This window comes from Pseudomonas sp. PDM15, assembly GCF_014851565.1.
Lineage (GTDB): Bacteria > Pseudomonadota > Gammaproteobacteria > Pseudomonadales > Pseudomonadaceae > Aquipseudomonas.
The window spans coordinates 17,065-34,990 of the sequence record NZ_JACVAA010000011.1 but is presented as its reverse complement, the minus strand read 5'-3'; the positions used below and the strand labels follow the sequence as shown (position 1 = coordinate 34,990).

31 protein-coding genes are annotated in these 17,926 nt (G+C 58.1%); all 31 read right to left on the bottom strand.

The genetic code is table 11. The annotated features are described in order from the left end of the window. Positions 1-161: 161 nt before the first annotated feature. Positions 162-551 carry a 50S ribosomal protein L17 gene (rplQ, locus tag IB232_RS22985; RefSeq protein WP_021702687.1) on the bottom strand — a complete coding sequence of 130 codons (390 nt, stop codon included), beginning with the start codon at positions 549-551 and terminating at the stop codon, positions 162-164. A 43-nt stretch (positions 552-594) separates the two neighbouring features. Next, on the bottom strand, positions 595-1,596 hold the full coding sequence (locus tag IB232_RS22980) for a DNA-directed RNA polymerase subunit alpha (RefSeq protein ID WP_192400837.1): 1,002 nt from the start codon (positions 1,594-1,596) through the stop codon (positions 595-597). Between the two features lie 22 nt (positions 1,597-1,618). After that, positions 1,619-2,239: a 30S ribosomal protein S4 gene (gene rpsD, locus IB232_RS22975; RefSeq protein ID WP_192400836.1), complete on the bottom strand. Its 621-nt coding sequence runs from the start codon at positions 2,237-2,239 to the stop codon at positions 1,619-1,621. A 16-nt stretch (positions 2,240-2,255) separates the two neighbouring features. Further along, positions 2,256-2,645 carry a 30S ribosomal protein S11 gene (rpsK, locus tag IB232_RS22970; RefSeq protein ID WP_021702690.1) on the bottom strand — a complete coding sequence of 130 codons (390 nt, stop codon included), beginning with the start codon at positions 2,643-2,645 and terminating at the stop codon, positions 2,256-2,258. 30 nt (positions 2,646-2,675) lie between these two features. Continuing rightward, positions 2,676-3,032 carry a 30S ribosomal protein S13 gene (gene rpsM, locus IB232_RS22965; protein WP_021702691.1) on the bottom strand — a complete coding sequence of 119 codons (357 nt, stop codon included), beginning with the start codon at positions 3,030-3,032 and terminating at the stop codon, positions 2,676-2,678. A gap of 133 nt (positions 3,033-3,165) precedes the next feature. Next, positions 3,166-3,282 (bottom strand): 50S ribosomal protein L36, encoded by a 117-nt coding sequence (rpmJ, locus tag IB232_RS22960; protein WP_003281814.1) that lies wholly within the window; start codon positions 3,280-3,282, stop codon positions 3,166-3,168. 31 nt (positions 3,283-3,313) lie between these two features. Next, on the bottom strand, positions 3,314-4,642 hold the full coding sequence (gene secY / locus IB232_RS22955; protein WP_137975151.1) for a preprotein translocase subunit SecY: 1,329 nt from the start codon (positions 4,640-4,642) through the stop codon (positions 3,314-3,316). Continuing rightward, positions 4,643-5,077: a 50S ribosomal protein L15 gene (gene rplO, locus IB232_RS22950; RefSeq protein WP_192400835.1), complete on the bottom strand. Its 435-nt coding sequence runs from the start codon at positions 5,075-5,077 to the stop codon at positions 4,643-4,645. Positions 5,078-5,079: 2 nt separating this feature from the next. After that, positions 5,080-5,256 (bottom strand): 50S ribosomal protein L30, encoded by a 177-nt coding sequence (rpmD, locus tag IB232_RS22945; RefSeq protein WP_043310318.1) that lies wholly within the window; start codon positions 5,254-5,256, stop codon positions 5,080-5,082. A gap of 2 nt (positions 5,257-5,258) precedes the next feature. Further along, the gene (gene rpsE, locus IB232_RS22940; RefSeq protein ID WP_137975149.1) at positions 5,259-5,786 is read right to left on the bottom strand and encodes a 30S ribosomal protein S5; all 528 of its coding nucleotides are present in this window, start codon (positions 5,784-5,786) and stop codon (positions 5,259-5,261) included. Between the two features lie 3 nt (positions 5,787-5,789). After that, a complete protein-coding gene (rplR, locus tag IB232_RS22935; protein ID WP_021702696.1) occupies positions 5,790-6,140 on the bottom strand; it encodes a 50S ribosomal protein L18 in 351 nt (116 codons plus the stop codon). 10 nt (positions 6,141-6,150) lie between these two features. Next, complete coding sequence (gene rplF / locus IB232_RS22930) at positions 6,151-6,684, bottom strand: 50S ribosomal protein L6 (protein WP_137975148.1); 534 nt, start codon at positions 6,682-6,684, stop codon at positions 6,151-6,153. A gap of 12 nt (positions 6,685-6,696) precedes the next feature. Continuing rightward, positions 6,697-7,089 (bottom strand): 30S ribosomal protein S8, encoded by a 393-nt coding sequence (rpsH, locus tag IB232_RS22925; protein WP_192400834.1) that lies wholly within the window; start codon positions 7,087-7,089, stop codon positions 6,697-6,699. 175 nt (positions 7,090-7,264) lie between these two features. Next, a complete protein-coding gene (gene rpsN, locus IB232_RS22920; protein WP_137975146.1) occupies positions 7,265-7,570 on the bottom strand; it encodes a 30S ribosomal protein S14 in 306 nt (101 codons plus the stop codon). Positions 7,571-7,584: 14 nt separating this feature from the next. Continuing rightward, on the bottom strand, positions 7,585-8,124 hold the full coding sequence (gene rplE, locus IB232_RS22915; protein ID WP_137975145.1) for a 50S ribosomal protein L5: 540 nt from the start codon (positions 8,122-8,124) through the stop codon (positions 7,585-7,587). Between the two features lie 19 nt (positions 8,125-8,143). Beyond that, entirely contained in the window at positions 8,144-8,458 is a 315-nt protein-coding gene (gene rplX / locus IB232_RS22910; RefSeq protein ID WP_137975144.1) for a 50S ribosomal protein L24, read from the bottom strand. Positions 8,459-8,470: 12 nt separating this feature from the next. Next, positions 8,471-8,839 carry a 50S ribosomal protein L14 gene (gene rplN / locus IB232_RS22905; RefSeq protein ID WP_003243907.1) on the bottom strand — a complete coding sequence of 123 codons (369 nt, stop codon included), beginning with the start codon at positions 8,837-8,839 and terminating at the stop codon, positions 8,471-8,473. Between the two features lie 22 nt (positions 8,840-8,861). Further along, positions 8,862-9,128 (bottom strand): 30S ribosomal protein S17, encoded by a 267-nt coding sequence (rpsQ, locus tag IB232_RS22900; RefSeq protein ID WP_137975143.1) that lies wholly within the window; start codon positions 9,126-9,128, stop codon positions 8,862-8,864. A 2-nt stretch (positions 9,129-9,130) separates the two neighbouring features. Next, the gene (rpmC, locus tag IB232_RS22895; RefSeq protein ID WP_016490538.1) at positions 9,131-9,322 is read right to left on the bottom strand and encodes a 50S ribosomal protein L29; all 192 of its coding nucleotides are present in this window, start codon (positions 9,320-9,322) and stop codon (positions 9,131-9,133) included. After that, positions 9,322-9,735 (bottom strand): 50S ribosomal protein L16, encoded by a 414-nt coding sequence (rplP, locus tag IB232_RS22890; RefSeq protein ID WP_043310310.1) that lies wholly within the window; start codon positions 9,733-9,735, stop codon positions 9,322-9,324. The genes rpmC and rplP overlap by 1 nt, the downstream gene beginning before the upstream one ends. Positions 9,736-9,747: 12 nt before the next feature. Further along, complete coding sequence (gene rpsC / locus IB232_RS22885) at positions 9,748-10,434, bottom strand: 30S ribosomal protein S3 (RefSeq protein WP_137975142.1); 687 nt, start codon at positions 10,432-10,434, stop codon at positions 9,748-9,750. A gap of 13 nt (positions 10,435-10,447) precedes the next feature. Beyond that, on the bottom strand, positions 10,448-10,780 hold the full coding sequence (rplV, locus tag IB232_RS22880) for a 50S ribosomal protein L22 (RefSeq protein ID WP_003210077.1): 333 nt from the start codon (positions 10,778-10,780) through the stop codon (positions 10,448-10,450). A gap of 13 nt (positions 10,781-10,793) precedes the next feature. Next, positions 10,794-11,069 carry a 30S ribosomal protein S19 gene (rpsS, locus tag IB232_RS22875; protein ID WP_003448728.1) on the bottom strand — a complete coding sequence of 92 codons (276 nt, stop codon included), beginning with the start codon at positions 11,067-11,069 and terminating at the stop codon, positions 10,794-10,796. Positions 11,070-11,085: 16 nt separating this feature from the next. Beyond that, positions 11,086-11,907 carry a 50S ribosomal protein L2 gene (gene rplB, locus IB232_RS22870; RefSeq protein WP_137975141.1) on the bottom strand — a complete coding sequence of 274 codons (822 nt, stop codon included), beginning with the start codon at positions 11,905-11,907 and terminating at the stop codon, positions 11,086-11,088. A gap of 14 nt (positions 11,908-11,921) precedes the next feature. After that, entirely contained in the window at positions 11,922-12,221 is a 300-nt protein-coding gene (rplW, locus tag IB232_RS22865) for a 50S ribosomal protein L23 (RefSeq protein ID WP_021702707.1), read from the bottom strand. Continuing rightward, positions 12,218-12,820 carry a 50S ribosomal protein L4 gene (gene rplD / locus IB232_RS22860; RefSeq protein WP_192400833.1) on the bottom strand — a complete coding sequence of 201 codons (603 nt, stop codon included), beginning with the start codon at positions 12,818-12,820 and terminating at the stop codon, positions 12,218-12,220. Before rplD ends, rplW begins: the two co-directional genes overlap by 4 nt. 14 nt (positions 12,821-12,834) lie before the next feature. Continuing rightward, positions 12,835-13,470, bottom strand: coding sequence for a 50S ribosomal protein L3 (gene rplC, locus IB232_RS22855; RefSeq protein ID WP_137975140.1), 636 nt, complete (start codon positions 13,468-13,470; stop codon positions 12,835-12,837). A gap of 83 nt (positions 13,471-13,553) precedes the next feature. After that, a complete protein-coding gene (gene rpsJ / locus IB232_RS22850) occupies positions 13,554-13,865 on the bottom strand; it encodes a 30S ribosomal protein S10 (RefSeq protein ID WP_003103876.1) in 312 nt (103 codons plus the stop codon). A 153-nt stretch (positions 13,866-14,018) separates the two neighbouring features. Then, positions 14,019-15,212, bottom strand: a complete 1,194-nt coding sequence (gene tuf / locus IB232_RS22845) for an elongation factor Tu (RefSeq protein ID WP_137975139.1) — start codon at positions 15,210-15,212, stop codon at positions 14,019-14,021. A gap of 30 nt (positions 15,213-15,242) precedes the next feature. Further along, on the bottom strand, positions 15,243-17,372 hold the full coding sequence (gene fusA, locus IB232_RS22840) for an elongation factor G (RefSeq protein ID WP_192400832.1): 2,130 nt from the start codon (positions 17,370-17,372) through the stop codon (positions 15,243-15,245). A 30-nt stretch (positions 17,373-17,402) separates the two neighbouring features. After that, on the bottom strand, positions 17,403-17,873 hold the full coding sequence (gene rpsG / locus IB232_RS22835; RefSeq protein ID WP_192400831.1) for a 30S ribosomal protein S7: 471 nt from the start codon (positions 17,871-17,873) through the stop codon (positions 17,403-17,405). Positions 17,874-17,926 lie beyond the last annotated feature (53 nt).

The window sequence follows — 17,926 nt, the reverse complement described above, 5'->3', positions numbered from 1 at the left end:
CCTGGCGGACCAATTTATGAAAGACAACAAGTCGATAGCTTTTATCTCTTAAGAACGAATGCTCATCGCCAAATCGTTAAGGTGCTGAACACGCCAGAAAACCGGATTCCAGAAAGCAAAAAACCGGGCCTAGGCCCGGTTCCTTGTGCAGCAGAAGCAGCTTATTCGGCAGCTTCTACGGCTTCACCAGCAACCTGACGGTCAACCAGCTCGACGTACGCCATAGGAGCGTTGTCGCCAGCACGGAAGCCGCACTTCAGGATGCGCAGGTAGCCGCCCTGACGGGTGGCGTAGCGCTTGCCCAGATCGTTGAACAGCTTGCCGACGATGGCTTTCGAACGGGTACGGTCGAAGGCCAGACGACGGTTGGCAACGCTGTCTACCTTGGCCAGGGTGATCAGCGGCTCGGCAACGCGGCGCAGTTCCTTGGCTTTCGGCAGGGTGGTTTTGATCAGTTCGTGTTCGAACAGCGACACCGCCATGTTCTGGAACATAGCCTTGCGGTGTGCGCTGGTGCGGCTCAGGTGACGGCCACTTTTACGATGACGCATGATTAATTCCTTACCAAACTTTCGGTTCGGTGATTACGGACGATCAGGCAGTAGCCTTATCGTCCTTCTTCAGACTTGCCGGCGGCCAGTTGTCGAGGCGCATACCGAGGGACAGACCGCGGGAGGCCAGAACGTCCTTGATCTCGGTCAGGGACTTCTTGCCCAGGTTCGGAGTCTTGAGCAGCTCTACTTCAGTGCGCTGAATCAGGTCACCGATGTAGTAGATGTTCTCCGCCTTCAGGCAGTTGGCCGAACGTACGGTCAGCTCGAGGTCGTCGACTGGACGCAGGAGGATCGGATCGATCTCGTCTTCCTGCTCGACCACTACCGGCTCACTGTCGCCCTTCAGATCAACGAAGGCCGCCAGTTGGTGCTGGAGGATGGTCGCGGCACGGCGGATGGCCTCTTCAGGATCCAGGGTGCCGTTGGTTTCCAGGTCAATGACCAGCTTGTCCAGGTTGGTACGCTGCTCGACGCGGGCGTTCTCCACCACGTAGGCAACACGACGGACCGGGCTGAACGAGGAGTCCAGCTGCAGACGGCCGATGCTACGGCTTTCGTCTTCATCGCTCTGACGGGCATCAGCCGGCTCGTAGCCACGGCCACGACGCACGGTGAGTTTCATGTTCAGAGCGCCGTTGGCCGCCAGGTTGGCGATTACGTGATCGCCGTTGACGATCTCGACGTCGTGATCCAGCTGGATATCGGCAGCAGTGACCACACCCGAGCCTTTTTTGGCCAGAGTCAGGGTGACTTCGTCACGGCCGTGCAGCTTGATGGCCAGGCCTTTCAGGTTGAGCAGGATCTCAATCACATCTTCCTGCACACCTTCGATGGCGGAGTACTCGTGGAGTACGCCGTCAATCTCGGCCTCGACCACTGCACAGCCAGGCATGGAGGACAACAGGATGCGACGCAGCGCGTTGCCCAGGGTATGGCCAAAACCACGCTCGAGAGGCTCGAGGGTGATCTTGGCGCGGGTCGAACTGACCGCCTGAACGTCGATATGACGGGGGGTCAGGAACTCATTTACCGAAATCTGCATGGATGCACCTATTTTCTAGCCCTTACTTGGAGTAGAGCTCGACAATCAGGCTTTCGTTGATGTCGGAGGACAGATCGCCGCGAGCCGGAACGCTTTTGAACACGCCGGATTTCTTCTCAGCATCTACTTCGACCCACTCAACGCGACCACGCTGGGCGCACAGGTCAAGAGCCTGGGCAACGCGCAGCTGGTTCTTGGCCTTTTCGCGAACGGCCACGACGTCACCAGCTTTGATCTGGTAGGACGGGACGTTCACGGTCGAACCGTTCACGGTGATGGCTTTGTGCGATACCAGCTGACGAGATTCGGCGCGGGTAGCACCGAAGCCCATGCGGTAAACCACGTTGTCCAGACGGCATTCCAGCAGCTGCAGCAGGTTCTCGCCGGTAGCGCCCTTGCGACGGGCAGCTTCCTTGTAGTAACCGCTGAACTGACGCTCCAGCACGCCGTAGATACGACGAACTTTCTGCTTCTCACGGAGCTGGGTACCGTAGTCGGACTGACGACCACGGCGAGCGCCGTGCTGGCCAGGAGCCGCTTCGATGTTGCACTTGGATTCGAGCGCGCGCGCACCACTCTTCAGGAAGAGATCGGTGCCTTCACGGCGAGACAGTTTGCACTTGGGACCAATGTAACGAGCCATTCTTCACTGTCTCCTATTACACGCGACGCTTCTTCGGCGGACGGCACCCGTTGTGCGGGATAGGCGTCACGTCGGTGATGCTGGCGATTTTGTAGCCGCAGGCGTTCAGAGCACGCACAGCGGATTCGCGACCAGGACCTGGGCCCTTGACGTTGACGTCGAGGTTCTTCAGGCCATATTCCAGAGCTGCCTGACCAGCGCGCTCGGCAGCCACCTGGGCAGCGAACGGAGTGGACTTACGGGAGCCGCGGAAACCGGAACCACCGGAGGTAGCCCAGGACAGAGCGTTACCTTGACGGTCGGTGATGGTCACGATGGTGTTGTTGAAAGACGCGTGGATATGGGCGATCCCATCAACCACTGTCTTTTTGACTTTCTTACGAGTACGAGCAGCTGGCTTAGCCATGACTTATATCCTGTCGATTCGCGGGCGCAATTACTTGCGGATCGGCTTACGCGGGCCCTTACGGGTGCGCGCGTTGGTCTTGGTGCGCTGACCGCGGACCGGCAGGCCACGGCGGTGACGCAGACCGCGGTAGCAGCCCAGGTCCATCAGACGCTTGATCTTCATGTTGATTTCGCGGCGCAGGTCACCCTCGGTGGTGAGCTTGGCAACTTCGCCACGCAGCTGCTCGATCTGCTCGTCAGAGAGATCTTTGATCTTTGCCGCCGGATTGACACCGGTGGTTGCACAGATTTTCTGCGCAGTGGTGCGACCAACACCGTAGATGTAGGTCAGCGAGATAACAGTGTGCTTGTTATCCGGAATGTTGACGCCTGCAATACGGGCCATTCAGTGGAACTCCAATTGACAGCTACCCACGCCCTGGAAGCCAAGAAATAGGGCGCGCGATATTAGCGCTGTAATAACAAAGAATCAACCCGGCAGCGCACTAGCTGCCGGGCTCATTACGCGTGAATCACACTCAGCCTTGGCGCTGTTTGTGACGCGGCTCCGCGCTGCAGATCACGCGCACGACACCGTCGCGGCGGATGATCTTGCAGTTGCGGCACAGCTTCTTGACCGATGCACGAACTTTCATCAGTAACTCCTAGAACCTTACGGAAACCATGTCAGCGGAGCATGCCGCCGCCATAGCCCTTCAGGTTGGCTTTCTTCATCAGGGATTCGTACTGGTGCGAAACGAGGTGCGATTGTACTTGGGACATAAAATCCATCACAACCACGACCACGATCAGCAACGAGGTCCCGCCAAGGTAGAACGGAACGTTGGCTGCCACCTGCAGGAACTGCGGGAGCAGACATACGGCCGTCATGTACAGAGCACCGAACATGGTCAAGCGGGTCAACACGCCATCGATATAGCGCGCGGACTGCTCGCCCGGACGGATGCCCGGAATAAAGGCACCGGACTTCTTCAGGTTTTCCGCTACGTCTTTCGGGTTGAACATCAGCGCCGTATAGAAGAAGCAGAAGAAGATGATCCCTGCACTAAACAGCAGAATGTTCAACGGCTGACCGGGAGCGATCGCCTGGGACAGATCCTGCAGCCAGCTCATGCCAGAAGACTGGCCGAACCAGGTACCCAGCGAAGCCGGGAACAGCAGGATGCTGCTGGCGAAGATAGCCGGAATGACGCCGGCCATGTTCACCTTCAGCGGCAGGTGGCTGGTCTGCGCAGCGAAGACCTTGCGGCCCTGCTGACGCTTGGCGTAGTGCACCGCAATGCGACGCTGACCACGCTCGATGAACACCACGAAACCGATGATCGCTACCGCCAGCAGGCCGATGGCAATCAGGGCGAAGATGTTGATATCACCCTGGCGAGCAGACTCGAAAGACTGCCCGATAGCCGACGGCAGACCGGCCACGATGCCTGCAAAGATCAGCATCGAGATACCGTTGCCGACACCCCGCTCGGTGATTTGCTCGCCCAGCCACATCATGAACATGGCGCCGGCCACGAAGGTCGTCACCGCCACGAAGTGGAAGCCGAAATCAACCGAGAAGGCCACGCCCTGACTGGCCAGACCGACGGACATGCCGACGGCTTGAACCACTGCCAGGACGAGAGTGCCGTAGCGGGTGTACTGGCTGATCTTGCGACGGCCAGCTTCCCCTTCCTTCTTCAACTGCTCCAGCTGCGGGCTGACGGCGGTCATCAGCTGCATGATGATCGAGGCCGAGATGTACGGCATGATCCCCAGTGCAAAGATGCTCATCCGCTCCAGCGCGCCGCCGGAAAACATGTTGAACAGGCTAAGAATGGTCCCCTCGTTCTGTCGGAACAGGTCGGCCAGCCGGTCAGGGTTTATTCCGGGAACCGGAATGTGCGCACCGATCCGATAGACGATGATCGCCAGGAACAGAAAACGCAGCCGAGCCCACAGCTCGGACAACCCGCCATTGCTGAGCGCGGAGAGAGCACCTTGCTTAGCCATTTAGTCCTCGAACTTGCCGCCAGCTGCTTCGATAGCCGCACGCGCACCTTTGGTGACGGCGATACCTTTCAGGGTAACCGCACGAGTAACCTCGCCGGACAGCATGACTTTCACGCGCTGTACGTGCTGGTTAATCAGGTTGGCATCCTTCAGCGACTGCAGGGAGACGACATCGCCTTCCACTTTGGCCAGCTCGGAAGTGCGCACTTCAGCGCGGTCCATGGCCTTCAGGGAAACGAAGCCGAACTTCGGCAGACGGCGGTGCAGGGGCTGTTGGCCACCCTCGAAGCCCGGAGCAATGGTGCCGCCGGTACGAGAGGTCTGACCCTTGTGACCACGGCCAGCAGTCTTACCCAGACCACTACCGATACCACGGCCTACACGAAGCTTCTCGCGACGGGCACCGGGCGCGGAGCGCAGATCGTTCAGTTGCATGATTAACCCTCCACCTTCAGCAGGTAGTAAGCCTTGTTGATCATGCCGCGATTCTCAGGAGTGTCCTGAACTTCCACGGAGTGACCAATGCGACGCAGGCCGAGACCCTTGACGCAAGCTTTGTGGTTGGCCAGACGGCCGTTGGTGCTCTTGATCAGAGTAACTTTGACGGTAGCCATGATCAGAGAATCTCCTCGACGCTCTTGCCACGCTTAGCAGCCACGGAAGCCGGGGACTGCATGGCTTTCAGACCCTTGAAGGTGGCGTACACCACGTTCACCGGGTTGGTGGAGCCGTAGCATTTGGCCAGGACGTTCTGCACGCCAGCCACTTCCAACACGGCACGCATGGCGCCGCCGGCGATGATGCCGGTACCTTCGGAAGCCGGCTGCATGAACACGTGGGACGCGCCATGGACGGACTTCATCGGGTATTGCAGAGTGGTGCCGTTCAGGTCGACCTGAATCATGTTGCGACGTGCAGCTTCCATCGCCTTCTGGATGGCGGCCGGCACTTCGCGGGACTTGCCGCGACCGAAACCGACGCGACCATTGCCATCACCCACCACGGTCAACGCGGTGAAGGTGAAGATACGGCCACCCTTTACGGTCTTGGCAACACGGTTAACCTGGACCAGTTTCTCGGTGTAGCCATCGCTCTGGGCATCGTCACGGTTGCCGCGATCGCGCTTTTGCTCGTTATTTGCCATAACTTAGAACTCCAGCCCGCCTTCACGAGCAGCATCAGCCAGCGCTTTCACGCGGCCGTGGTACTTGAAGCCAGAACGATCGAACGCTACCTGGGTAACGCCAGCGGCTTTCGCGCGCTCGGCAACCAGTTGGCCGACTTTCTTGGCCGCGTCGACGTTGCCGGTGGCGCCGTCACGCAGTTCTTTGTCCAGGGTCGAGGCGCTGGCCAGAACCTTGGCGCCGTCGGCCGAAATGACCTGGGCGTAGATGTGCTGGGAAGAGCGGTACACGCTGAGGCGTACAGTTTCCAGCTCGCGCATTTTCAGGCGTGCCTTGCGAGCGCGACGCAGACGAGTTTCTTTCTTTTCGCTCATTTGCTATGCCCTACTTCTTCTTAGCTTCTTTACGACGTACGACTTCGTCGGAGTAACGCACACCTTTGCCTTTGTACGGCTCAGGACGACGGAAGTCGCGGATCTCCGCAGCTACCTGACCAACCAGTTGCTTGTCGATGCCCTTGATCAGGATATCGGTCTGGCTCGGGGTCTCGGCAGTTACGCCCTGCGGCAGTTCGTAGTCGATCGGATGGGAGAAGCCCAGAGCGAGGTTCAGCACCTGGCCTTTGGCCTGGGCTTTGTAACCCACACCAACCAGCTGCAGCTTGCGCTCGAAGCCTTGGCTCACGCCAATGACCATGTTGTTGACCAGTGCACGGGTTGTACCGGCCATGGCACGGTTCTGCTGATCGCCATTGCGGGCAGCGAAACGCAGCTCACCGGCGTCCTGGATGACTTCCACGGACGAGTGCACGTTCAGTTCGAGGGAGCCCTTGGCGCCCTTGATCGAAAGCTGTTGACCTGCGAGTTTGACCTCGACACCAGCCGGCAGCTTAACGGGGTTCTTAGCAACGCGAGACATGCTTATCCCCCCTTAGAACACGGTGCAAAGCACTTCACCGCCGACACCGGCAGCGCGTGCAGCGCGATCAGTCATCACACCTTTGTTGGTGGAGACGATGGAAACGCCCAGACCGCCGCGAACTTTCGGCAGTTGATCAGCCGGCTTGTACTGGCGCAGGCCAGGACGGCTGACACGTTTCACTTCCTCGATGACCGGACGGCCCTCGAAGTACTTCAGCTCGATGGACAGCTGCGGCTTGGCGTCGCTGCTGACCTGGTATCCCGCGATGTAACCTTCATTCTTCAGAACGTTGGCTACTGCCACCTTCAGCTTGGAAGACGGCATGCTTACTACCGACTTTTCAGCCATCTGGGCATTACGGATACGAGTTAGCATGTCCGCTAACGGGTCCTGCATACTCATGGGCTAGATGCTCCTGATACAAAAAGAACAGCCTTTCGGCTGGAACCATCCACGAGCTCGGCAAATGCCAGGCTCAGGAGAGCCGGACATTCTAGAGATCGATCAAAAATGAATCAAGCCCCAAAAGGGGCTTGATCGATAAAACAAAGCCGGCGCTAGGCCGGCTTCGCTTTTCTTACCAGCTGGCTTTCACCAGGCCCGGCACATCACCGCGCATCGCAGCTTCGCGCAGCTTGTTACGGCCGAGGCCGAACTTGCGGTACACGCCGTGCGGACGGCCAGTGATGCGGCAACGGTTACGCAGGCGGCTGGCGCTGGCGTCACGCGGTTGCTTTTGCAGGGCGACCTGGGCTTCCCAACGCTGCTCCGGAGTGGAGTTCGGGTTGGCGATGACAGCTTTCAGCTCGGCACGCTTCTTGGCGTACTTGGCTACCGTTTGCTGACGCTTCAGCTCACGGTTCTTCATGCTCGTTTTGGCCATGATCCAAACTCCAATCAGTTGCGGAACGGGAACTTGAAAGCACGCAGCAGAGCGCGGCCTTCATCGTCCGTACGGGCAGTGGTGGTCAGGGTGATGTCCAGACCACGCAGCGCATCGATCTTGTCGTAATCGATCTCCGGGAAGATGATCTGCTCTTTGACGCCCATGCTGTAGTTGCCACGACCATCGAAGGACTTGGCATTCAGGCCGCGGAAGTCACGCACGCGCGGCAGGGAGATCGCGAGCAGACGATCCAGGAATTCGTACATACGATCGCGACGCAGAGTCACCTTGACACCGATCGGCCAACCTTCACGAACCTTGAAGCCTGCAATGGACTTGCGGGCGAAGGTCACGACGGGCTTTTGACCGGTGATCTTTTCCAGGTCGGCAACGGCGTTTTCGATGATCTTCTTGTCACCGATCGCTTCGCCAAGACCCATGTTCAGGGTGATTTTGGTAACGCGCGGAACTTCCATCACGTTGGCCAGCTTCAGTTCTTCCTTCAGCTTGGGCGCGATTTCCTTCCGGTAAATCTCTTTCAGTCGTGCCATGGTGTTTTACCTATGATTCTCAAGCGCCAACCGGCTTTTGGGTGGACTTGAAGACACGAATTTTCTTACCGTCTTCGACTTTGAAACCAACGCGGTCAGCCTTGCTGGTTTCGCTGTTGAAGATGGCGACGTTGGAAACGTGTAGGGGCGCCTCTTTCTCGACGATACCGCCCTGAACACCAGCCATCGGGTTCGGTTTGGTATGACGCTTGACGAGGTTGATGCCGCCGACGATCAGACGATCGTCAGCCAGCACTTTCAGCACCTTGCCACGCTTGCCCTTGTCTTTGCCGGCGATGACGATGATCTCGTCGTCACGACGAATCTTTTGCATGACGGCTTCTCCTTACAGCACTTCGGGGGCGAGCGAGACGATCTTCATGAACTTCTCGGAACGCAGTTCACGAGTCACCGGCCCGAAGATACGGGTGCCGATCGGCTCTTGCTTGTTGTTCAGCAGAACAGCAGCGTTGCCGTCGAAGCGGATGATCGAGCCATCGGCACGGCGTACGCCGTGACGGGTACGGACCACAACAGCGGTCATTACCTGGCCTTTCTTCACCTTGCCGCGCGGAATCGCTTCCTTCACGGTGACCTTGATGATGTCGCCGATACCGGCGTAACGACGGTGCGAACCACCAAGGACCTTGATGCACATAACGCGACGAGCACCGCTGTTGTCAGCGACGTCGAGCATGGATTGAGTCTGAATCATATCTTTCTCCGACCCTTAGTCCTTAGACTTCCACGGCACGTTCGAGGACTTCCACCAGGGCCCAGCACTTGGTCTTGGCCAGCGGACGGGTCTCGCGAATGGAGACCTTGTCGCCGATCTTGCACTGGTTGGTTTCGTCGTGAGCGTGCAGCTTGGTCGAGCGCTTAACGTACTTACCGTAGATCGGGTGCTTAACGCGACGCTCGATCAGAACGGTGATGGTCTTGTCCATTTTGTCGCTGACGACGCGGCCAGTCAGCGTGCGGACGGTTTTCTCAGCTTCAGCCATGATTACTTACCTGCCTGCTGGTTGAGCACAGTCTTCACGCGAGCAATGTCGCGCTTCACTTGCGAGAGCAGGTGAGACTGCCCCAACTGACCAGTTGCCTTCTGCATACGCAGATTGAACTGGTCGCGCAGCAGACCGAGCAGTTGCTCGTTCAGCTGCTGAACCGATTTTTCACGAAGTTCATTCGCTTTCATCACATCACCGTCCGCTTAACAAAGGAGGTGGCGAGGGGCAGCTTTGCAGCAGCCAGGGCGAATGCCTCACGCGCCAGCTCTTCTGGAACACCTTCAATCTCGTACAGCACCTTGCCCGGCTGGATTTGGGCTACCCAGTACTCGACGCCACCCTTACCTTTACCCATACGAACTTCGAGGGGCTTTTTGGTAACTGGCTTGTCCGGGAACACACGGATCCAGATCTTACCGCCACGCTTAACGTGACGAGTCAGAGCACGACGGGCCGATTCGATCTGACGAGCAGTCAGGCGACCACGGGAAACAGCTTTCAGGGCGAATTCGCCGAAGCTGACCTTGCTACCGCGATGGGCCAGACCACGGTTGTGGCCGGTCATCTGCTTGCGGAATTTTGTACGCTTGGGTTGCAGCATGTTGCGTACTCCTTACTTAGCAGCTTTCTTACGCGGCGCCGGGGCGGCAGGTTTGGACTCTTCCAGCTGGCCACCGATGACCTCGCCTTTGAAGATCCACACCTTCACACCGATCACACCGTAGGTGGTGTGCGCTTCGTAAGTGGCGTAGTCGATATCGGCACGCAGGGTGTGCAGAGGCACACGGCCTTCGCGATACCACTCGGTACGGGCGATTTCTGCACCGCCAAGACGACCGCTCACCTGGATCTTGATGCCCTTGGCACCAATACGCATGGCGTTTTGTACGGCACGTTTCATGGCGCGGCGGAACATCACACGACGCTCCAGCTGCTGAGCAACGCTTTGTGCTACCAACATACCGTCGAGTTCCGGCTTGCGGATCTCTTCGATGTTGATGTGCACCGGCACACCCATTTGCTTGGTCAGGTCCTGACGCAGCTTCTCAACATCTTCACCTTTCTTGCCGATCACGATGCCGGGACGAGCGGTGTGGATGGTGATGCGTGCAGTCTGAGCCGGACGAGCGATGTCGATACGGCTTACGGACGCGCTTTTTAGTTTGTCTTGGAGGTACTCACGAACCTTCAGGTCGGCAAACAGATAATCAGCGTATTGACGCTTGTCTGCGTACCAGACGGAGGTGTGCTCCTTGACGATTCCCAGGCGGATGCCAACGGGATGTACTTTCTGACCCATCTGATCGACTCCGTTACTTGTCCGCAACCTTGACAGTGATATGGCAAGACCGCTTGACGATGCGATCAGCACGGCCTTTGGCACGCGGCATGATGCGCTTCAGCGAACGCCCCTCGTTGACGAAAACGGTGCTGACCTTCAGGTCATCAACGTCTGCGCCTTCGTTGTGCTCGGCGTTGGCTACGGCCGACTCCAGCACTTTCTTGATGATCTCGGCGGCTTTCTTCGAGCTGAAAGCCAGCAGGTTGAGCGCTTCGCCCACCTTCTTCCCGCGGATCTGGTCGGCGACCAAGCGGGCTTTCTGGGCGGAGATGCGAGCGCCCGACAGCTTAGCGGCTACTTCCATCGTTCCTTACCCCTTAACGCTTGGCTTTCTTGTCCGCAGCGTGCCCACGATAAGTGCGGGTACCAGCGAACTCGCCGAGTTTGTGGCCGACCATGTCTTCGTTCACGAGGACCGGGACATGTTGACGACCGTTATGCACAGCAATGGTCAGACCGACCATTTGCGGCAGAATGATGGAGCGACGCGACCAGGTTTTAACCGGCTTGCGATCGTTCTTTTCCACCGCCACTTCGATCTTCTTCAGTAGGTGAAGATCGATAAAAGGACCTTTTTTCAGAGAACGCGGCACTGTCGTATCCCTCTAATTACTTACGGCGGCGAACGATCATGTTGTCGGTACGCTTGTTCGCACGGGTCTTCGCACCCTTGGTCGGGAAGCCCCACGGCGAAACAGGGTGACGACCACCAGAGGTACGACCCTCACCACCACCATGCGGGTGGTCGACCGGGTTCATGGCAACACCACGAACGGTCGGGCGAACACCGCGCCAGCGAGTGGCACCGGCTTTACCCAGGGAACGCAGGCTGTGCTCGGAGTTGGATACTTCACCCAGGGTCGCACGGCACTCGGAGAGAACCTTGCGCATCTCGCCGGAGCGCAGACGCAGGGTAACGTAGGCACCTTCACGAGCTACCAGCTGGGCGGAAGCACCAGCGGAGCGAACCAGCTGTGCGCCTTTACCCGGCTTCAGTTCGATCGCATGAATGGTCGAACCAACAGGGATATTGCGCAGCGGCAGGCTGTTACCGGCCTTGATCGGAGCAGCAGCACCGGATACCAGTTGATCGCCAGCACTCACACCTTTCGGAGCGATGATGTAGCGACGCTCACCGTCGGCGTATTTCAGCAGAGCGATGTGGGCGGTACGGTTCGGATCGTATTCCACGCGCTCAACGACGGCAGGGATGCCATCCTTGTTACGACGGAAGTCGACCAGACGGTAGTGCTGCTTGTGGCCACCGCCGATGTGGCGAGTGGTGATACGACCGTTGTTGTTACGGCCGCCAGTTTTCGACTTCTTCTCGAGCAGCGGAGCATAAGGAGCGCCTTTGTGCAGCTCCTGATTGACCACTTTGACCACGAAACGGCGGCCAGCGGAAGTCGGTTTGCATTTAACGATTGCCATGATGCGCCCCTACCTTACTCAGCACTGCTGGTGAAATCGAGATCTTGGCCAGCCTGGAGGGAGACATAAGCCTTCTTCCAGTCGTTGCGCTTGCCCAGACCGCGAGCGGTACGCTTGGTCTTGCCCTGTACATTGACAGTGCGGACCTCGTCCACTTTCACGCTGAACAGGCTTTCAACGGCCTTCTTGATTTCCAGCTTGGTTGCATCAACGGCAACCTTGAAAACGAATTGGCTCTTACCATCTGCCAGCACGGAGGCTTTCTCGGAGATGTGCGGGCCAACCAGCACTTTGAATACGCGTTCCTGGTTCATGCCAGCAGCTCCTCGAATTTCTTCACGGCCGACACGGTTACCAGCACTTTGTCGAAGGCGATCAGGCTGACCGGATCGGTGCCTTGAACGTCACGAACATCAACGTGCGGCAGGTTGCGCGCAGCCAGGTACAGATTCTGGTCAACGGCCTCGGTAACGATCAGCACATCGCGCAGACCCATACCGTCCAACTTGCCCAGCAGAGCCTTGGTCTTCGGAGCGTCGACGGCGAAGTCTTCGACAACGACCAGACGATCCAGACGAACCAGCTCGGAGAGGATGGAGCGCAGAGCGGCGCGGTACATCTTCTTGTTCAGCTTCTGGCTGTGATCCTGCGGCTTGGCCGCGAAGGTCACACCACCGCCCCGCCAGATCGGACCAACGCTGGAACCGGAACGAGCACGACCAGTGCCCTTCTGACGCCACGGCTTTTTGCCACCACCGGTGACTTCAGCGCGAGTTTTCTGAGCACGGGAGCCCTGACGACCGCCAGCCATGTAGGCGACGACAGCCTGGTGCACCAGAGTCTCGTTGAACTCACCGCCGAACGTGCGCTCGCTGACTTCGATAGCCTGAGCGCCATTTACATTCAGTTGCATCTCAGCTTCCCCTATTAACCGCGAGCTTTGACAGCCGGACGCACCAGCACGTCGCCACCGGTAGCGCCCGGAACGGCACCCTTGACCAGCAGCAGATTACGCTCGGCGTCGACACGGACCACTTCCAGGGACTGCACGGTCACGCGCTCAGCGCCCATATGACCGGACATTTTCTTGCCCTTGAAGACACGACCAGGAGTCTGGCACTGGCCGATGGAGCCCGGAGCACGGTGGGAAACGGAGTTACCGTGGGTATTGTCCTGACCGCGGAAATTCCAGCGCTTGATGGTACCGGCGTAGCCTTTACCTTTGGACTCACCGGTAACATCTACCAGCTGGCCAGCTTGGAACAATTCGGCAGTGATCTGATCGCCAGCCTGGTATTCGCCGTCCTGCAGACGGAATTCCCAGACGCCACGACCAGCAGCGACATTAGCCTTAGCGAAATGACCAGCCTGAGCCTTGGTCACGCGGGAAGCACGACGCTCGCCCACGGTCACCTGCACAGCGCGGTAGCCATCGCTATCTTCGGATTTGAACTGAGTGACGCGATTCGGCTCGATCTCAATGACCGTGACCGGAATGGAGACACCTTCTTCGGTGAAAATACGGGTCATACCCGCTTTTCTACCGACTACACCAATAGTCATGTTGTAAACCTCATGAGTGTACGGGGCTTTCACCCGCTATGGCCGCCCATTTCAGAGCGTTACACGACTAAAACCGCCAGGTTTTAGCCGAGGCTGATCTGCACTTCCACGCCAGCAGCAAGGTCAAGCTTCATCAGCGCGTCGACGGTCTTATCCGTCGGCTGGACGATGTCCAGAACACGCTTATGAGTGCGAATCTCGTACTGATCACGCGCGTCTTTGTTGACGTGCGGGGAGATCAGAACGGTGAAACGCTCCTTGCGAGTGGGCAGCGGAATAGGACCACGCACCTGAGCACCAGTACGTTTCGCGGTTTCCACGATTTCCTGGGTGGATTGATCGATCAGGCGATGGTCAAAAGCCTTCAACCGAATACGGATTTGTTGGTTTTGCATTTTGACCTCAGACTCTATCTCTGCTTTCCCCAACGGACGGACTACGCCCGTTAAAAGGAGGCGTGATTGTACGGATGCCCCCTGGGGGTGTCAACTTTTAACCAATACAAAGAAAAAGGGCCCCGAAGGGCCCTTTTCCTCAACAGCCTTCGATTACTCGATGACTTTGGCAACCACGCCAGCACCAACGGTACGACCGCCTTCGCGAATTGCGAAACGCAGGCCGTCGTCCATGGCGATCGGCTTGATCAGGGTGACAACCATTTTGATGTTGTCGCCCGGCATTACCATCTCAACGCCTTCCGGCAGTTCGCACGAACCGGTTACGTCGGTGGTACGGAAGTAGAACTGCGGACGGTAGCCCTTGAAGAACGGGGTGTGACGACCACCTTCTTCTTTGGACAGAACGTACACTTCAGCTTCGAACTTGGTGTGCGGCTTGATGGTGCCCGGCTTGGCCAGAACCTGACCACGCTCTACGTCGTCACGCTTGGTGCCGCGCAGCAGAACGCCGCAGTTCTCGCCAGCACGACCTTCGTCGAGCAGCTTGCGGAACATCTCAACGCCGGTGCAGGTGGTCTTGGTGGTATCACGCAGACCAACGATCTCGATTTCTTCCTGGATCTTGACGATGCCGCGCTCAACACGACCGGTTACCACGGTACCGCGGCCGGAGATGGAGAACACGTCTTCGATCGGCATCAGGAACGGCATGTCGATGGCACGAACCGGCTCAGGGATGTAGGCATCCAGAGTCTCGACCAGCTTCTTAACAGCGCTGGTACCCATTTCGTTGTCGTCTTGGCCGTTCAGAGCCATCAGAGCGGAACCGATGATGATCGGAGTGTCGTCGCCCGGGAAGTCGTAGGTGGACAGCAGGTCACGAACTTCCATCTCAACCAGTTCCAGCAGCTCAGCGTCGTCCACCATGTCAGCCTTGTTCAGGAAGACAACGATGTAAGGAACGCCTACCTGGCGGGACAGCAGGATGTGCTCACGGGTTTGCGGCATCGGGCCATCGGCGGCCGAGCAAACCAGGATCGCGCCGTCCATCTGGGCAGCACCGGTGATCATGTTCTTCACGTAGTCGGCGTGACCCGGGCAGTCAACGTGCGCGTAGTGGCGAACGGCCGAGTCGTACTCAACGTGAGCAGTGTTGATGGTGATACCGCGAGCCTTCTCTTCCGGAGCGGAGTCGATCTTGTCGAAGTCGACCTTGGCCGAACCGAACACTTCGGAGCAGACGCGGGTCAGAGCAGCGGTCAGAGTGGTTTTACCGTGGTCAACGTGACCGATGGTGCCAACGTTGACGTGCGGTTTGTTACGTTCGAATTTTTCTTTAGCCACGACAGTGAACCTCTTGCCTAAAGGGCTGGATCAGCCTTGTTTTTTAACCAGTGCTTCGACGATGTTCGACGGAGCTTCGGAGTATTTGGAGAATTCCATGGAGTAGCTTGCGCGACCCTGGGACATGGAACGCACGTCGGTCGCGTAACCGAACATCTCGCCCAGCGGAACCTCAGCACGGATCACCTTGCCGGAAACCGTGTCTTCCATACCCTGGATCAGACCACGACGACGGTTCAGGTCACCCATCACGTCACCCATATAGTCCTCAGGGGTTACCACTTCGACCTTCATGATCGGCTCAAGCACAACACCGCCGCCCTTCTGAGCGAGCTGCTTGGTCGCCATGGAGGCGGCCACCTTGAACGCCATCTCGTTGGAGTCGACGTCATGGTAGGAACCATCGAATACGGTCGCCTTCAGGCCGATCAGCGGATAGCCGGCAACAACGCCGTTCTTCATCTGCTCTTCGATGCCCTTCTGGATGGCCGGGATGTATTCCTTCGGAACCACACCGCCCACGACTTCGTTGACGAATACCAGACCTTCCTGGCCTTCGTCAGCCGGCGCGAAGCGAATCCAGCAGTGACCGAACTGACCACGACCACCGGACTGGCGAACGAACTTGCCTTCGATTTCGCAGTTCTTGGTGATCTTCTCGCGGTAGGAAACCTGCGGCTTACCGATGTTGGCCTCGACGTTGAATTCGCGGCGCATACGGTCGACCAGGATGTCCAGGTGCAGCTCACCCATACCGGAGATGATGGTCTGGCCGGTTTCTTCGTCGGTCTTGACGCGGAACGACGGGTCTTCCTGGGCCAGCTTGCCCAGAGCGATACCCATCTTCTCCTGGTCAGCCTTGGTCTTCGGCTCAACAGCTACCGAGATTACAGGCTCCGGGAAGTCCATACGCTCGAGGATGATCGGCTTCTCCGGATCGCACAGGGTCTCACCAGTGGTGACGTCCTTCATGCCGATCAGAGCAGCGATGTCGCCAGCGCGCACTTCTTTGATCTCGTCACGCTGGTTGGCGTGCATCTGCACCATACGACCAACGCGCTCTTTCTTGCCCTTGACCGAGTTGATCACCGAGTCACCGGAGTTCAGCACGCCCGAGTAAACGCGAACGAAGGTCAGAGTACCCACGAACGGGTCGGTAGCGATCTTGAACGCCAGAGCGGAGAACGGCTCAGCATCATCAGCATGACGCTCGTCGTACTGTGCGTCAGTGATCTCTTCCTTCGGAGTGTCGACCAGGTCAGGGTGGATACCCTTGATCGCCGGGATCTCGGTCGGAGCAGGCAGGAAGTCGATCACGGCGTCGAGAACCAGGGGCACGCCCTTGTTCTTGAACGAGGAACCGCAAACGGCCGGAACGATTTCGCAGGCGATGGTACGCTGACGCAGGCCGGCCTTGATCTCTTCGATCGACAGCTCACCCTCTTCCAGGTACTTGTTCATCAGCTCTTCGCTGGCTTCGGCAGCAGCTTCAACCATGTTCGAGCGCCACTCGTTGGCCAGATCGACCAGCTCGGCAGGAATCTCTTCCTCGCGGTAGCTGGTGCCCTTGTCGTCTTCGTTCCAGTAGATCGCCTTCATCTTCAGCAGATCGATCTGGCCCTGGAAGTCATCTTCCGCACCGATGGCCAGCTGAACCGGGACCGGAGTGTGGCCCAGGCGCTGCTTGATCTGCCCGACTACGCGCAGGAAGTTGGCACCAGCACGGTCCATCTTGTTCACGTAGACGATACGCGGAACACCGTACTTGTTGGCCTGACGCCATACGGTCTCGGACTGCGGCTCAACGCCAGAGGTGCCGCAGAACACCACGACAGCACCGTCCAGTACGCGCAGGGAGCGCTCAACTTCGATGGTGAAGTCTACGTGGCCGGGGGTGTCGATGACGTTTACGCGGTACTTGTCGTACTGACCACGCGAACCTTCCCAGAAGGTGGTGATGGCAGCGGAGGTAATGGTGATACCACGCTCCTGCTCCTGCACCATCCAGTCGGTGGTAGCAGCGCCGTCATGCACCTCACCCATCTTGTGGCTGAGACCTGTGTAGAACAGGATCCGCTCGGTGGTGGTGGTCTTGCCCGCGTCAACGTGGGCGCAGATACCAATGTTCCGGTAGCGGTTAATTGCTGTGTTACGAGCCATAAAGCCCTCGCAAAAGAATGGAAGCCGTAATTAGAAGCGGTAGTGCGAGAACGCTTTGTTGGCCTCAGCCATACGGTGCACGTCTTCACGCTTCTTGACAGCAGCGCCTTTGCCTTCGAAGGCATCCAGCAGCTCGCCAGCCAGGCGCAGGGCCATGGACTTCTCACCACGCTTGCGCGCGCTTTCTACCAGCCAACGCATGGCCAGAGCATTACGACGGGACGGACGAACTTCGACCGGAACCTGGTAGGTAGCACCGCCTACACGGCGGGACTTTACTTCGACCAGCGGAGCGATGGCGTCGAGAGCTTTCTCGAAGATCTCCAGGGGATCGCTGTTCTTGCGGGTTTTGACGGTATCCAGAGCACCATAAACGATGCGCTCGGCCACGGCCTTTTTACCGCTTTCCATCACGTGGTTCATGAACTTGGCGAGAATCAGGCTTCCGTATTTCGGATCGTCCAGAATCTCACGCTTAGCTGCTACACGACGTCTTGGCATGATAAGCCCTCAAACGGTCTTCAGGTTAGCCCGGGACCAATAACCAACTGGTT

Coding starts and splice junctions, on each gene's coding strand:
- rplQ (WP_021702687.1), bottom strand. CDS start 551: ATGCGTCATCGTAAAAGTGGCCGTCACCTGAGCCGCACCAGCGCACAC.
- IB232_RS22980 (WP_192400837.1), bottom strand. CDS start 1,596: ATGCAGATTTCGGTAAATGAGTTCCTGACCCCCCGTCATATCGACGTT.
- rpsD (WP_192400836.1), bottom strand. CDS start 2,239: ATGGCTCGTTACATTGGTCCCAAGTGCAAACTGTCTCGCCGTGAAGGC.
- rpsK (WP_021702690.1), bottom strand. CDS start 2,645: ATGGCTAAGCCAGCTGCTCGTACTCGTAAGAAAGTCAAAAAGACAGTG.
- rpsM (WP_021702691.1), bottom strand. CDS start 3,032: ATGGCCCGTATTGCAGGCGTCAACATTCCGGATAACAAGCACACTGTT.
- rpmJ (WP_003281814.1), bottom strand. CDS start 3,282: ATGAAAGTTCGTGCATCGGTCAAGAAGCTGTGCCGCAACTGCAAGATC.
- secY (WP_137975151.1), bottom strand. CDS start 4,642: ATGGCTAAGCAAGGTGCTCTCTCCGCGCTCAGCAATGGCGGGTTGTCC.
- rplO (WP_192400835.1), bottom strand. CDS start 5,077: ATGCAACTGAACGATCTGCGCTCCGCGCCCGGTGCCCGTCGCGAGAAG.
- rpmD (WP_043310318.1), bottom strand. CDS start 5,256: ATGGCTACCGTCAAAGTTACTCTGATCAAGAGCACCAACGGCCGTCTG.
- rpsE (WP_137975149.1), bottom strand. CDS start 5,786: ATGGCAAATAACGAGCAAAAGCGCGATCGCGGCAACCGTGACGATGCC.
- rplR (WP_021702696.1), bottom strand. CDS start 6,140: ATGAGCGAAAAGAAAGAAACTCGTCTGCGTCGCGCTCGCAAGGCACGC.
- rplF (WP_137975148.1), bottom strand. CDS start 6,684: ATGTCTCGCGTTGCTAAGAACCCCGTTAAGCTGCCGGCTGGTGTCGAG.
- rpsH (WP_192400834.1), bottom strand. CDS start 7,089: ATGAGTATGCAGGACCCGTTAGCGGACATGCTAACTCGTATCCGTAAT.
- rpsN (WP_137975146.1), bottom strand. CDS start 7,570: ATGGCCAAAACGAGCATGAAGAACCGTGAGCTGAAGCGTCAGCAAACG.
- rplE (WP_137975145.1), bottom strand. CDS start 8,124: ATGGCACGACTGAAAGAGATTTACCGGAAGGAAATCGCGCCCAAGCTG.
- rplX (WP_137975144.1), bottom strand. CDS start 8,458: ATGCAAAAGATTCGTCGTGACGACGAGATCATCGTCATCGCCGGCAAA.
- rplN (WP_003243907.1), bottom strand. CDS start 8,839: ATGATTCAGACTCAATCCATGCTCGACGTCGCTGACAACAGCGGTGCT.
- rpsQ (WP_137975143.1), bottom strand. CDS start 9,128: ATGGCTGAAGCTGAGAAAACCGTCCGCACGCTGACTGGCCGCGTCGTC.
- rpmC (WP_016490538.1), bottom strand. CDS start 9,322: ATGAAAGCGAATGAACTTCGTGAAAAATCGGTTCAGCAGCTGAACGAG.
- rplP (WP_043310310.1), bottom strand. CDS start 9,735: ATGCTGCAACCCAAGCGTACAAAATTCCGCAAGCAGATGACCGGCCAC.
- rpsC (WP_137975142.1), bottom strand. CDS start 10,434: ATGGGTCAGAAAGTACATCCCGTTGGCATCCGCCTGGGAATCGTCAAG.
- rplV (WP_003210077.1), bottom strand. CDS start 10,780: ATGGAAGTAGCCGCTAAGCTGTCGGGCGCTCGCATCTCCGCCCAGAAA.
- rplB (WP_137975141.1), bottom strand. CDS start 11,907: ATGGCAATCGTTAAATGCAAACCGACTTCCGCTGGCCGCCGTTTCGTG.
- rplW (WP_021702707.1), bottom strand. CDS start 12,221: ATGAACCAGGAACGCGTATTCAAAGTGCTGGTTGGCCCGCACATCTCC.
- rplD (WP_192400833.1), bottom strand. CDS start 12,820: ATGCAACTGAATGTAAATGGCGCTCAGGCTATCGAAGTCAGCGAGCGC.
- rplC (WP_137975140.1), bottom strand. CDS start 13,470: ATGACTATTGGTGTAGTCGGTAGAAAAGCGGGTATGACCCGTATTTTC.
- rpsJ (WP_003103876.1), bottom strand. CDS start 13,865: ATGCAAAACCAACAAATCCGTATTCGGTTGAAGGCTTTTGACCATCGC.
- fusA (WP_192400832.1), bottom strand. CDS start 17,372: ATGGCTCGTAACACAGCAATTAACCGCTACCGGAACATTGGTATCTGC.
- rpsG (WP_192400831.1), bottom strand. CDS start 17,873: ATGCCAAGACGTCGTGTAGCAGCTAAGCGTGAGATTCTGGACGATCCG.